Source organism: Saccharopolyspora antimicrobica, from assembly GCF_003635025.1.
Taxonomy (GTDB): Bacteria; Actinomycetota; Actinomycetes; order Mycobacteriales; family Pseudonocardiaceae; genus Saccharopolyspora; species Saccharopolyspora antimicrobica.
In genome coordinates this window covers 4,209,427-4,222,084 of the sequence record NZ_RBXX01000002.1, presented here as the reverse complement: position 1 = coordinate 4,222,084, position 12,658 = coordinate 4,209,427, and the positions used below count along the sequence as shown (strand labels likewise).

The window sequence follows — 12,658 nt, the reverse complement described above, 5'->3', positions numbered from 1 at the left end:
TCCTCCGCCAAGAGCCTGTCTTCGAACCTGGTTTCGGTCTTCGTCCTTTGAAGCGGCGAAGCCGCTTGGCCCACCCTCGCAACCGGCACCGCCGCGGGTTCTCAGCGTTCGCCTGGCGAGGACGGCCCTGACGCTGTGCATTGGTCATACATGAGTCAGGGCACCCGGAGTCCAGGCGGGCGCTGAGGTTCCGCCACTCGCACCGCCACGCAGAACGAGTGCCAGGCAATCCCTCGGGCACTCCGCAAGTTAGCGGACTGCACCGACGCCGCGATCAGTCGGTGGCGCCTCCGCTCCGCGGCTGCCCAGCCGCCAGCCCAGCCATCCCGCGAGGGCACCGGCCAGCAGCAGCCAGCCGGAACCCGGTGGGTCCACGGCGTCCCGGTAGCTCGGGGCGTCCAGGTTGGCCAGCGTGGTCAGCACCACGGTGCCGAGCAGCGTCGAGCCGAACACGCCCAGCGCCGCCCCGGCCCACGCCAGGCCGCGGCGCTTCAGCACGCCGCCGAGCCCGAACACGCTCCACACCGCGGCGACCACCAGCCACCACACGAGCTGGCCGAACACGAAGTCGCGGAGCGGGCTGGAATCGTCCGGCGCTCCGGAGAACGTCCACTCGACGGTGATCGGATCGGGCAGCCGCGAGCTCAGCGCCAGCGGGATCGCGATCATCAGCAGCGCGACGAGCAGCGTCCAGCCACCCACGAACCAGAGGTACCGCCTCCGGACACCCACGCCGCCTCCCGCGCGACTCGACGACCGGTGTCGACAGTACCGGTTGCCCAGGTCAGGCCACCGCGACCGGCTCGGATCGCTCCGCGACCGGCCACCGCCGCAGCAGCACCGCGGCCAGCAGCGCCATCAGCACCCACCCGACCATGCCGGTCATCCCGACGATGACGAGGTTCGGCGGTGCCGCGGCCGAGCCCAGCAGCATCGGCAACCCGCCCGACGCGTTGATCGCCCCGTGCGCGAGGACCGCGGGCCACACGCTGCCCGAGCGCAGCCGCAGCCAGCCCAGCAGGATGCCGAGGAGCACGCAGGTGCCGGTGAACACCAGCGCCGCCCACGGGCCGAGGTTCGCGTAGTTGTAGCCGAGCAGGGTCAGCGGCGCGTGCCACACGCCCCAGATCACCCCGGAGATCAGCAGCGCGGGCCACACCCCGCGCTCGGCCAGCCGGGGCAGCAGCCAGCCCCGCCAGCCCCACTCCTCGCCGAAGGCCAGCACGGAGTTGATCAGCGGGGCGATCAGGACCATCGCCACCAGCTGGATCGCCACCACCGACCCGACGCCGACCGGCGCGCCCAGATCGCCCACCGTCGCGGCGAGCAGGCTGAACTCCTCCAGGTCGAGCGCCAGCAACCCGAGCGCCGCGCTCACCGCGACGGCCAGCGCGCTGAACAGGACGGTGCCGAACCACGCTGCCAGCAGCAGCACGACGGTCCGCTTCGGGCGCGGGCCGAAGGTCAGGCCGGTCTCCCGCGCCCACTCGCGGGCCGGCGTCCGGCGATCCAGCAGCCGCACCGCGAGCACGCCGAGCGCGGGCGTGAACATCATCGCGGAGGCGATGAGCACGAACGAGCTGGTGAGGCCGAGCCACAGCGGCGCGGCGATCAGCCACGCGCCACCCAGCGCGACGGCCAGGAACACCCACAGATCACGACGGTTCACGGTTTCCCCTCAGAGCGCGGATCGTTCGGTGATGAGCGCGTTGACCAGTTCCGCACCGCGCTCCGGGTTGTCGACGCTGATGTAGAACTTCCGGCCCGAGGTCAGCCGGAGGGCGAGGCATTCGCCGCCGCGGAGCATGATCGCGGTGCTGGTGGGCAGCACCCGGTAGCCCCAGCCCCCGACCTCCAGCGCACGCCGGGTCTCCACGCTCGCGTCCTCGATCTGCTCCAGGCGGATTCGCCGGACGGGCCAGCGCAGCGGGCCGAAGGAGGCGTGCACGCCGTGCTCGTCGACCTGCACCCGTGCCGAGGAGACGACGAAGACCGGCACTCCGGCCAGCAGCGGCGCCACCGCTGCCACCGGGAGTTGCAGCACGACCAGCGCGACGCCGACGAGCAGTGCGACCACGCCGACGACCTGCATCGGCCGGTTCCGCACCGAAGACACCCACACCGCGCGCTGCCCCGGCTTCAGCCTGAGCTCGGCGACGCCCTCCGCAGGCTCGGCCCTCTCGTCCGGGCCTCGGTTGCCCGCGAACCAGCCGAGCCAGCCAGCCAGCGCGGTGGTGGCTAGGAGCAGGAGCACGTGCCAGAACGGCAGCGCCTTCGCCTGCTGCCACTCGACGGCGTCGAGGTTCGCCCAGAGCGTCGACGCCACGAGGCCGGCGGAGAACACCGCGCCCCCGGCGAGGGTCGCCACGGCGGCGGCCCGGTTGACCCGACGTCGCCACCCGCTGGCACCGATCGCCATCCCGGCCACCGCGATGACCAACCACAGCCCCACGTTGACCCAGGTGGAACCGGTGAGCGACATCGATCCGTCGGGCTCGCCCGAAGCTCCCCAGTGCGAGGCCACCGGATCGGGCACCCGGTCCCGCACGGCCAGCGTCCCGGCCAGCAGCGCCGCGGCCACGGCGGCCGTCCAAGCTCCTGAAGCCGCCAGGAATCGGGTGCGGTAGGTCATCTCGCCTCCAGAGGTCTTCCGCAGCGGATCTGCGGTCCTACTTCTCGGCTGCTATCCACTCGACGACGACGTCCGGCCCGTAGCCGTGCCGCCCGGCCTCGTCCAGCAGGTCCCGGAGCTTCTGCCGCAGCGCCGCCTCGGGATCCGGGCGGCGCAGCACGGTGACACCGCGCCCGCGCCGGAACTCCAGCAGTCCTTCTTCCCGCAGCTCGCGCAGCGCGCGGAGCACGGTGTTGGCGTTGATCTGCATCGCCACCGCGAGGTCCCGCGCGGGCGGCAACCGGTCCCCCGGCGCGACCTCGCCGGCCGCGATGGCGCGCCGGATGGCGTCCGCGGCCTGCTCGTGCAGCGGACGCTCGTCGTGCAAGTCCAACGAGAGCAACATGGTGCTAATGAGACTAGCACCATTGATTTCTTACTCGGCACCGGATGCCATAAAGCGCTTAAAAAGGACATCTGGCCTGCGGGGACACAGTGCAGCCGCGTCCGGCGAGGACGCGGAGGTGTGGTGCGCGACAGCGCTGGTTACTCGACGCCGAGGAGAAGGAGCGCGTCGAGGCGGCCCGCCGGGTAGTCGGCGAGCTCGACCTCCGGGTGGGCCCGGCGGAGGTGGTCGGCCAGGTCCTCGGCCAGACCGGCCGGAGCATCGGCGGGGATCAGCGCGGTGACCAGCTCGCCACCGGTGCTGAGCATCCGCGCCGCCAGGTCGCGGGCCGCCGCGGGCACGTCGTCGCCGATCAGCACCACTTCGCCGTCGATCAGCCCGAGCACGTCTCCCGGCAGGCAGCGGCCGACCCAGGTCAGCGCCTCGGCGTCGGCGATGCGCAGCTCCCCGCGCCGGGTCGCCGCGGCGGCTTCGGCCATCGCGACCTGGTCGTCGGCCCGGCGACGCGTCGGGTCGTGCACGGCCAGCGCGGCCAGGCCCTGCACCGGCGACGCTGTGGGCACCACCACCACGTCCGGCCCACCGTCGAGCACCCCGGCGGCCCGCTCCACCAGCGCAGCGGTGTCCGGATCGTTCGGCAGCACCACCACGTGCGCCGCCCCGGTCGCTTCGGCGGCCTCGCCGAGCCGGGCGGCCGCCTCCTCCGGACCGGCGACGAGCACGTCCGCGCCCTCCGCGGCGAACAGGCTCCCCAGCTCCTCGCCGGGCACGCAGACCAGCACCGCGGCCTCGCGCGCGAACGCCGCCCGCTGGTCGGCGAAGCGGGTCACCTTGATGTTGCGGACCCGCCCGCAGTCGATGCCCGATTCGATCGCCGCGCCGATGTCATCGCAGTGCACGTGCACCGCCCACGCGCCCGCTCCGTCACCGACCACCGACACGCAGTCGCCGAGCCCGCACAACACCTCGCGCAGCGCCGACGCCCGTTCCTGATCGGTGTCGCCGAGCAGGTACATGACCTCGTACTCGTACTGCGATTCGTGCTCCAGGGCACCCGGCTCGCCGGGCAGCGGAGCCTCCGGGGCCAGCCGCTCGCCATCCCGGACGACGGAGTGCAGCGCATCGAGCACCACGACGAATCCCCGCCCGCCGGCATCGACGACCCCGGCCTCCGAGAGCGCGGAGAGCTGCGCGGGCGTCGCGGCCAGTGCGTCGATGGCCGCACGGGTCGCGCCGTGCACCACCACGTCCAGCCGATCCGATCCGCCCGCACCGCGCGCCGCAGCGCGCAAGACCGTCAGCACCGTGCCCTCGACCGGTTCGGCGAGCGCTTCCCGAGCGAGCTCGTCGGCCCGGGTCAGCGCCGCGCGGAGATCGCGCCCGTCCGCGGCCGTCACGCCCTGGAGCTGCTCGGCCACGCCGCGCATGGCCTGCGAGAACAGCACGCCGGAGTTCCCGCAGGCACCACCTAGCGCACCTCTGGCGAGGGCGCTGAGCACACCGCCGAGCGTGTCGGGGGCGGCCGCGTCCAGCTCGGCCACCGCGGCCCGCATCGTCTGCAGCAGGTTGGTCCCGGTGTCGCCGTCGGCGACGGGGTAGACGTTGATCCGGTCGATCGCAGCGCGCTCCGCGACGAGCGCTGCCAGGGCGAGGTCGGCCCAGCGCCGGGCCGCCGCCGCATCCAGCGTCCGCAACAACCGGACCTCCTCGTACGATCGGATTCGCCCGAGACTAGATGAAGTGATTCCAGACTCGCCTTGCGTGGCGGTGCAGGTCTTGCGTGGCGGTGCAGGTCGCGGAACCTCAGCGCCCGCCTGACTCCGGGATCCCGCTCTTATGTGTGTCCGTGTCGACCGTCGCGGCTGCGGCCGACAGGAAGCGACTAGTCGCTGCCCGCGCTGATGCTCCCCCACCGCCGGAGGGGCCGTCGGCGGTGGGCTACACTGATCCGGTCCCAGGGTGGCGATGACCCAGGGCGACCGGATTTTCCGGGCTCAGGCCGCCGCCAACGGCGACAGCAAGCTCTCACGCAAGTGGGTGTCCTTGCGTGGCTCTCATCGCTGTAACCGTCAAGCAAAGTAAGGGGTGTCTGACGTGGCTGCCGTCTGCGACGTCTGTGGTAAGGGACCAGGCTTCGGCAACTCGGTCTCGCACTCCCACCGGAAGACCCGTCGCCGGTGGAACCCGAACATTCAGACCGTCCACGCCAAGATCGGCCTCTCGCAGCGCAAGCGCATCAACGCTTGCACCTCCTGCCTGAAGGCCGGCAAGGTCGTCCGCGGCTGAAACCGCACAGCGTTCAAGAACCCCGAGGCCATCCGCGCCTCGGGGTTTTTGCTGCACCCGGACTCACCTGACGCCGGTCACGAGGTGCGGTGCCGCCACCGTGGTTCCACCTCGGCCCACTCCGCCTCCCAGGCCAGCATCCTGCGGTGCTGGATCCACGCGCGCGAGAGCAGCAGTGCCAACGTGGTGGCCAGGGCCGATCCGAGCAGGACGCCCGCTCCCGCCAGGCCCGCCGCTTCGGTCGCGTCGCTGCGGGTGAGCGGCGGCCCGGTCAGCTGACCGCGGTCGTCGAGCCACACCGGGATGCTGCCCGCGGCACGCACCCTGGCCGGCAGGTCCAGCACGGCGAAGCGCTCGTCGGGCGGCTGGCCCCAGCGCACCGCGACGGGCCGGTGGCTCGTCGTTCCGCTGGGCAGCTCGGCGACCACCGTCGCCACCACCTGGTGCCTGCTCGCCTGCTCCCGCTCGACCGCGGCCAGGCGCGTGTTCAGCTCGTTCTGCGACACCGAGAAGGCCACCACCGCGGTGACCGCCGCGATCAGCACGACGAGCAGCACCGCGATCGGCTCGAAGAGGTCGGTGCGGCGGCGCAGCGGGTTCGCACCCGGGAACGCCCTGCGGATCAGACACCGCAGGCCGCTGGTGTTCCGGTCGGCCCCCATGACGAGCCTTCTTCCACCCGAGCGCAACTTCCCCGGCAAGGGTCAATGTACGACTGGGCGGCGGCGAAATCCACACGCCGCGACCTGCGTGAACGGTGTTACGGGAGCTTCCAGTCGATCGGCTCGACGCCCTTGGCCGCCAGCAGCTCGTTGACCCGGCTGAACGGCCGCGACCCGAAGAAGCCGCGGTCGGCCGACATCGGGCTGGGGTGCGGCGACTCGACGCAGTCCACGCCCGGCATCAGCGGCCGGAGGTCCCGGGCGTCCCGGCCCCACAGGATCGCCACCAGCGGCGTTTCGCGGCCGGCGAGCGCGCGGATGGCCTGCGCGGTGACCTGCTCCCAGCCCTTGCCGCGGTGCGATCCGGGCTTGCGCGGCTCGACCGTCAGGCTCCTGTTGAGCAGCAGCACGCCGCGGTCGGTCCACGGCGTCAGGTCGCCGCTGGTGGGCAGCGGGTGTCCCAGGTCCTCGGTGTACTCGCGGTAGATGTTGACCAGGCTGCGCGGCGGCGCGACGCCGGGGGCGACCGAGAAGCTCAGGCCCACGGCGTGGCCGGGCGTCGGGTACGGGTCCTGCCCGACGATCAGCACCCGCACGTCGTGGAACGGCTGCTGGAACGCACGGAGCACGTGCTCGGGCGCGGGCAGGTACTGCCGCCCTGCCGCGACCTCGGAGCGCAGGAACTCGCCCATCTCCTTGATCTGATCGGCGACCGGGGCGAGGGCCTCCGCCCACCCGGCCTCGACGAGTTCGTGCAGTGGACGCGCGGTCATGCAGAGCACCCTAGCGAGCCGCCGAGATCGTCCACCGGCACCCCCGAGATCCACCACCAAACCCGTCAACGTGATGCACGTCACACACGATGGAAGTAACACTCGGTGCGATATTGCGCACGCCCGTGACCGACCGTCACACGAACGCGTCATTTCCGCTAGTCATCCGGCGAATTCGGGTGTCAAATCCGCAACCCGTTGGAGCATGGTTCCGACCGCCGGAACGGTGCTCTGCCGCATAAAGGAAATACCATCGGAATGCGTCGATCACGGCCATTTGGTGGCCTACAAGTGGCCGCTGGGCTAGGTTCTGGCGAAGTTGTCGATCGACCACGGCCGTGGACGGCATGACCCGGAGGTGGGCCGCAAACTCATGACTTCGCAGGAAACCGAAACATCGCCCGAACAGCGGTCACTGCTGCGCCGCGCAGTCGGCGCCGCCGCAATCGGAAACTGCACGGAGTGGTACGACTTCGGCGTATACGCCTACGTCGCGGTCTACATCGGTCACCAGTTCTTTCCCGGGCCGCTGGAGACGGTCTCCGCGTTCGGCGTCTTCGCCATCTCGTTCCTGTTCAGGCCGCTGGGCAGCCTGTTCTTCGGGCCGCTGGGCGACCGGATCGGGCGGCAGAAGGTACTCGCCCTGACCATCTTGCTGATGTCGGGCTCCACATTCGTCATCGGATTGTTGCCGACCTACAGCGCCATCGGGATCTTCGCACCGATGCTGTTGCTGCTGTGCCGCTTGTTGCAGGGCTTCTCCACCGGTGGTGAATACGGTGGCGCGGCCACCTACATCGCCGAGTTCGCGCCCGACCGCAAGCGCGGTTTCTGGGGCAGCTGGCTGGAATTCGGAACGCTGGCCGGATTCGGCCTCGGCGCCCTGGTGCCGACGATCCTGATCTTGAATCTGGACAGCGCCTCGATGGAGAGCTGGGGCTGGCGCATTCCGTTCCTGATCGCCGGTCCGCTCGGCGGCGTCGGTCTCTACCTCCGGAGCAAGCTGGAGGACACCCCGGCGTTCAAGCAGCTGGAGGAGACCCACCAGGTCGCCAAGTCGCCGCTGAAGGACCTGGTCAAGGAGTGGTGGCGGCAGCTGCTGATCCTGATGGGCATCGTGGTTCTGATCAACATCGCGAACTACACGATCCTGACCTACATGGAGACCTACCTGAAGGACACCCTCCATGTGGCGCCTGGCCAGGAGTACCAGGTGCTGGTCCCGCTGCTGCTCACCGTGGTGTTCATGATGGTGATCATCACGCCGGTCGGCGCGCTGTCGGACCGGATCGGCCGCAAACCGCTGTTCCTGTCCGCGGCGATCTGCTTCCTGGTCCTGCCGATCCCGGCGTTCATGCTGATCGCGCAGGGCACCGTGCTCACCACGGTCTGCGGTCTGGCGCTGCTGGCGATCGGGCACGTGCAGCTGATCGGCCCGCTGGCGGCGACGCTGCCCGCGATGTTCCCGACCAAGGTCCGCTACGCGGCCTTCTGCATCGGCTACAACTTCTCCACCGCGATCTTCGGCGGCACCGCGCCGCTGGTGAACGACGCGGTCGTCAAGGGCACCGGGAACACCTTCTTCCCGGCGTACTACCTGATGGCGGCCGCACTGGTGGCGCTGGTGCCGATCCTGCTGATGAAGGAGACCGCACGCCAGCCGCTGATGCAGGAAGCGCCGTCCGCGGCGAAGTCCGCGACGAGCTGACGACATCGCAGAAGGGCCCGGTGCGCTGCGGCGCACCGGGCCCTTTCGCACTTCGAATCCGCTTGTAAGCGGCGCAGCCGCTTAGCCCACCCTGGCAACTTGCACCGCCGCGGGTTCTCAGACGTCGCCTGGCGAGGACAGCTCCGACGCCGTGTAATCGGCATACATCAGGAGGAGATCCCGCAGTCAGGCGGCGTCTGAGGGTTCCGCCACCCGCACCGCCATGCAAGACGCGCCTAGGACAGGCTCTCACCTCCAGTGCTCCCAGCCGATCGGGCCTTCGTACTGGGCACCGTCGACTGTGACGCCCTCGCCTTCGGCGACCACGCCGATCTCCCGCCAGCCCTCCGGGAGCGGCTGGCCCGCCGGGAACGTCGCGGCCAGCGCCTGGTCCTCACCTCCGGTGAGCACCCAGTGCCGGGCGTCGGCGCCGAGCGCGGAGGCCACCTCGGTCAGCCGCTGCGGCACCTCCACCTGCTCGGTGCGGACGTCGATGCCGACCTGCGAGGCCGCCGCGATGTGGCCCAGGTCGGCCAGCAGCCCGTCGGAGGTGTCGACCATGGACGTCGCCCCGGCCAGCGCCGCCTGCGGGCCCGCCGCGTACGGCGGTTCCGGGACGCGGTGGGCGCCCACGACCGCGACCGGCGAGCGGAAGCCGCGCCCGAGCACGGCCAGCCCGGCCGCCGACCAGCCCAGCCGGCCGGCCACCGCGACCACGTCACCGGGCCGCGCGCCCGCGCGGGTCACCGGCTCCCGGCCCTGCAGGTCGCCGAGCGCTGTGACCGAGATCGTCAGTGAGCTCGCCGACACCATGTCGCCGCCGATGATGCCGATGCCGAGCTGCTGTGCTTCTTCCCACATGCCGTCGAGCAGCTCGTCGGCGACCTTGGCGGGCAGGTCCGGGGCGCAGCCGAGCCCGACCAGCAGGCCGGTGGGCACCGCGCCCATCGCGGCGATGTCGGAGAGGTTGACCGCGACGGCCTTGCGCCCCACCTGGTGCGGGGTGGACCAGTCGAGGCGGAAGTGCACCTGCTCGACCAGCACGTCGGTGGTCGCCACCACCCGCCCATCGGGAGCCGCCAGGACCGCGGCGTCGTCCCCCGGACCGAGCACGGTGCCGGGTGACTGAACCCGGCCCGATGTCACTCGACCGATGAGACCGAACTCACCCAACTGGGAAACGGTCTGTGCGTCCTGCGATGAATCAGGACCCAACTGGGACCTTCCTTCCTTGAGCATCCGCTCGGTCCGATGGGGTAGCTTTCTGCCAGTTTCCTACCCCGAGCACATCGGCAAGACGAAGGGGCACGCCGTGGTTCAGGCTTACATCCTCATCCAGACCGAAGTCGGCAAGGCAGCTGCGGTGGCCGGCGAGATCAAGGACTTCCAGGGAGTCCTCAGCGCCGAGGACGTCACCGGTCCGTATGACGTGATCGTGCGCGCCGAAGCGGACAACGTCGACCAGCTCGGCAAGATGGTCGTCGCCAAGATCCAGAACGTGGAAGGCATCACCCGGACCCTCACCTGTCCGGTGGTGCACCTGTGATCCTGCTGGGATGACGAGCACCCTCCGGTCCCGCGCGGGCTGCGGCTCACCGGGATCCGAGGGTGCTCCGCACCGCGGGAGAGACCCGCGGCCAGGCCGGTGCCCAGCACCGATGGCCGCCGTGTTGTAGTGGACGGCGTGGTTCACCAATCAGCGACCGGAGTGCCCCGGCCGGTGTTGATCGTGGCGATCACGCTCGGTGCGCTCCTCGCCCTGGCGGTCGCCGGCATCGGCACGTACGGCTGGTACAGCGCTCGGCAGGAGCAGCTCGCGGTGGAAGAGGCCGAGCAGGCCCGCCGCACGGGCCCGCTGGCCCTCGCCCCCATCCCCGCGCCCGAGGCGGAGTCGCCGGAGTGCGCGGCGGTCGTCGGCGCGCTGCCGCGCGAGCTCAAGGTCGGCGACGCGCTGGTCCCGCGCCGCGAGCTGGCGCAGCCCGCACCGCCCGCGACGATCGCGTGGGGCGACGGCGACCACGACCCGATCACGGTGCGCTGCGGCATCGGCGCGCCCGCCGAGCTGACGCCCACCGCCCAGCTGGTCGACGTCTCCGGCGTGAGCTGGCTGGAGATCAACCAGGGCGGCGACACCTCGTGGCTGGCGGTCGACCGCCCGGTCTACGTCGCGCTCAGCGTTCCCGGCGGCACCGGTACCGGGCCGCTGCAGGACCTCTCGGCGATCCTCGGCGAGAAGCTCCCGAAGCAACCCGTCTTCCCCTGACGCCCCGGGCCGGAGATCCACTAGCTTCGGGCGCATGAGCGCCACTCTGCTCCACGTGAGCGACCCGCACCTGACCGACGACCCCGCCTCGGCCGAACGGCTGCGGCGGGTGCTCGACCTGTCCGCGGCTCGCCGCCCCGACGCGGTCGTGGTGACCGGCGACATCAGCGATCACGGCGAGCCGGCGGAGTACCAGGTCTTCGCCGAGGCGATGCGGGACCGGCCGCCGTGGATCGCCATCCCGGGCAATCACGACGACCCGGCGACCCTGCGCGCCGAGCTGCGGCAGGACCGCTGCCCGGTCGTCGAAGCCGGGCAGGTCCGGGTGATCGGGCTGGACGTCACGGTGCCCGGCGAGGACCACGGTTTCCTCCGCAAGGAGACCGCGCGGGCCGCCGAAGCGGCGGCGCAGGGGGCGAACCAGGTGGTGCTCGCGGTGCACCAGCCGCCGGTCCTGATCGGGCACTCCTACGTCGACGCGATTGCGCTCACCAACCCCGAAGCGCTGTCCGGGCTGATCCAGCGGATCCCGCGCGTGGTGGCCGTGCTGTCCGGGCACGTGCACACGCCGCTGGTGTCCTCGCTGGCCGGCGTGCCGGTGCTCGGAGCTCCGGGCGTCGTGTCCGAACTCGGGGTCGCGCCGAACCGCCGGCCGCTCCTGTCCAGCGACGGCCCGCCCGGCATGGCCCTGCACCGCATCGACGACGACGGCACCGTCACCACGACGTTCCACCACGCCGTTTGACGCAGTACGGCCCCGGTCTCCGCGGTGGAGCCGGGGCCGTCCGGGATCAGCGCAGGCCGGTGCCCCGGGTGATCGCCGTGTCGATGAGGGTGGTCAGCAGGGTCGGGTAGTCCACGCCGCTGTGCGCCCACATCCGCGGGTACAGCGAGATCGACGTGAAGCCCGGCATGGTGTTGACCTCGTTGACGATCAGCTCGCCGGCCTCGGACAGGAAGAAGTCGACCCGGGCCAGGCCCTGGCACTCCAGCGCGCGGAAGGCGCGCACCGCGTCCGAGCGCAGCTGCTCGATCGCGTCGTCGCCGATCTTGGCCGGGATGTCGAACTCGGTGACGTCGTCGAGGTACTTGGACTCGTAGTCGTACCAGTCGGTTTCGCCGGTCACGCGCAGTTCGGCGGGCTGCGAGGCCTCGATGCGGCCGTCCGGGAACTCCAGCACGCCGCACTCGATCTCGCGGCCGACCACCGCGGCCTCGATGATCACCTTCGGGTCGGTGCGCCGCGCCTCGGCGATCGCGGCGTCCAGGTCGGCCCAGTCGGTGACCTTGCTGATGCCCAGCGACGAGCCGGCGCGCGCGGGCTTGACGAACACCGGCAGCCCGAGCCGCTCCCGCTGCGCGTCGTCCAGCGTGGACTGATCGCGGCGCAGGACCTCGTAGCGGCCGACCGCCAGGCCCTCCGCGGCGAGCAGCTTCTTGGTGTACTCCTTGTCCATCGACACCGCGCTGGACAGCACGCCCGGCCCGACGTAGGGCACGTCGGCCATCTCCAGCAGGCCCTGGATGGTGCCGTCCTCGCCGAAGGCTCCGTGCAGCACCGGGAACACCACGTCGACGGCCGCCAGCACCTCGCCGCCCCGCTCCGGCTCCAGCAGCACCAGGTCGCGCTTGGTGGGGTCGCCGGGCAGCGCGATGGCGGTGCCCGCCTCGACCGCGGGCTCCCTGCGGTCCCGGATCGCCAGCTGCTCCGGGTCGTCGGTGCCGAGCACCCAGGCGCCCTCGCGGGTGATGCCGACCGGCACGATCTCGAAGCGGTCCGGGTCCAGGTGCGCGAGCACGCTGCCTGCGGACACGCAGGAAATGCCGTGTTCGGTGCTGCGGCCGCCGAAGACGACCGCCACCCGGGTCTTGCGCTGTGTCATGGGCCGGACCATACCTGCCCAGCCATGATGTCGTTTCACAACCTGCGCCCGCACAGATCACCCGAA

At 71.2% G+C, this 12,658-nt stretch carries 14 protein-coding genes; 5 read left to right on the top strand and 9 right to left on the bottom strand.

The genetic code is table 11. The features are described 5' to 3' along the window. Nucleotides 1-249: 249 nt before the first annotated feature. The 5 genes from ATL45_RS20600 to ATL45_RS20580 form a co-directional block, all read right to left on the bottom strand. Nucleotides 250-732, bottom strand: a complete 483-nt coding sequence (locus tag ATL45_RS20600) for a hypothetical protein (RefSeq protein ID WP_093146685.1) — start codon at nt 730-732, stop codon at nt 250-252. A 52-nt stretch (nt 733-784) separates the two neighbouring features. Further along, nucleotides 785-1,669, bottom strand: coding sequence for a CPBP family intramembrane glutamic endopeptidase (locus tag ATL45_RS20595; RefSeq protein WP_093146686.1), 885 nt, complete (start codon nt 1,667-1,669; stop codon nt 785-787). A gap of 9 nt (nt 1,670-1,678) precedes the next feature. Further along, the gene (locus tag ATL45_RS20590) at nt 1,679-2,632 is read right to left on the bottom strand and encodes a DUF1648 domain-containing protein (RefSeq protein ID WP_093146687.1); all 954 of its coding nucleotides are present in this window, start codon (nt 2,630-2,632) and stop codon (nt 1,679-1,681) included. 37 nt (nt 2,633-2,669) lie between these two features. Then, entirely contained in the window at nt 2,670-3,017 is a 348-nt protein-coding gene (locus ATL45_RS20585) for a GntR family transcriptional regulator (RefSeq protein WP_170210290.1), read from the bottom strand. Nucleotides 3,018-3,157: 140 nt separating this feature from the next. Then, nucleotides 3,158-4,714, bottom strand: coding sequence for a DAK2 domain-containing protein (locus ATL45_RS20580; protein ID WP_093146688.1), 1,557 nt, complete (start codon nt 4,712-4,714; stop codon nt 3,158-3,160). Nucleotides 4,715-5,111: 397 nt separating this feature from the next. Between ATL45_RS20580 and rpmB the strand changes: the two genes are divergently transcribed. Continuing rightward, on the top strand, nt 5,112-5,303 hold the full coding sequence (rpmB, locus tag ATL45_RS20575) for a 50S ribosomal protein L28 (protein WP_093146689.1): 192 nt from the start codon (nt 5,112-5,114) through the stop codon (nt 5,301-5,303). 77 nt (nt 5,304-5,380) lie between these two features. On the opposite strand, the gene ATL45_RS20570 is transcribed toward rpmB, so the two are convergent. Both ATL45_RS20570 and ATL45_RS20565 read right to left on the bottom strand, forming a co-directional pair. Continuing rightward, on the bottom strand, nt 5,381-5,965 hold the full coding sequence (locus ATL45_RS20570) for an Rv1733c family protein (protein ID WP_093146690.1): 585 nt from the start codon (nt 5,963-5,965) through the stop codon (nt 5,381-5,383). Between the two features lie 98 nt (nt 5,966-6,063). Further along, nucleotides 6,064-6,738 carry a uracil-DNA glycosylase gene (locus tag ATL45_RS20565; RefSeq protein WP_093146691.1) on the bottom strand — a complete coding sequence of 225 codons (675 nt, stop codon included), beginning with the start codon at nt 6,736-6,738 and terminating at the stop codon, nt 6,064-6,066. A gap of 373 nt (nt 6,739-7,111) precedes the next feature. On the opposite strand from ATL45_RS20565, the gene ATL45_RS20560 reads away from it, so the two are divergent. Then, nucleotides 7,112-8,446, top strand: coding sequence for an MFS transporter (locus tag ATL45_RS20560; protein ID WP_093146692.1), 1,335 nt, complete (start codon nt 7,112-7,114; stop codon nt 8,444-8,446). A 249-nt stretch (nt 8,447-8,695) separates the two neighbouring features. Here ATL45_RS20560 and ATL45_RS20555 read toward each other — a convergent pair whose 3' ends face one another. Then, the gene (locus ATL45_RS20555) at nt 8,696-9,661 is read right to left on the bottom strand and encodes a thiamine-phosphate kinase (RefSeq protein WP_093146693.1); all 966 of its coding nucleotides are present in this window, start codon (nt 9,659-9,661) and stop codon (nt 8,696-8,698) included. A gap of 97 nt (nt 9,662-9,758) precedes the next feature. On the opposite strand from ATL45_RS20555, the gene ATL45_RS20550 reads away from it, so the two are divergent. The 3 genes from ATL45_RS20550 to ATL45_RS20540 all read left to right on the top strand — a co-directional run bounded on the left by ATL45_RS20550 (nt 9,759) and on the right by ATL45_RS20540 (nt 11,454). Then, entirely contained in the window at nt 9,759-9,992 is a 234-nt protein-coding gene (locus ATL45_RS20550; RefSeq protein WP_093146694.1) for an Lrp/AsnC ligand binding domain-containing protein, read from the top strand. A 183-nt stretch (nt 9,993-10,175) separates the two neighbouring features. Then, nucleotides 10,176-10,709 carry a DUF3515 domain-containing protein gene (locus ATL45_RS20545; protein WP_342775289.1) on the top strand — a complete coding sequence of 178 codons (534 nt, stop codon included), beginning with the start codon at nt 10,176-10,178 and terminating at the stop codon, nt 10,707-10,709. 34 nt (nt 10,710-10,743) lie between these two features. Then, complete coding sequence (locus ATL45_RS20540; RefSeq protein WP_093146696.1) at nt 10,744-11,454, top strand: metallophosphoesterase family protein; 711 nt, start codon at nt 10,744-10,746, stop codon at nt 11,452-11,454. 46 nt (nt 11,455-11,500) lie between these two features. On the opposite strand, the gene ATL45_RS20535 is transcribed toward ATL45_RS20540, so the two are convergent. Further along, nucleotides 11,501-12,592: a D-alanine--D-alanine ligase family protein gene (locus tag ATL45_RS20535; protein ID WP_093146697.1), complete on the bottom strand. Its 1,092-nt coding sequence runs from the start codon at nt 12,590-12,592 to the stop codon at nt 11,501-11,503. Nucleotides 12,593-12,658 lie beyond the last annotated feature (66 nt).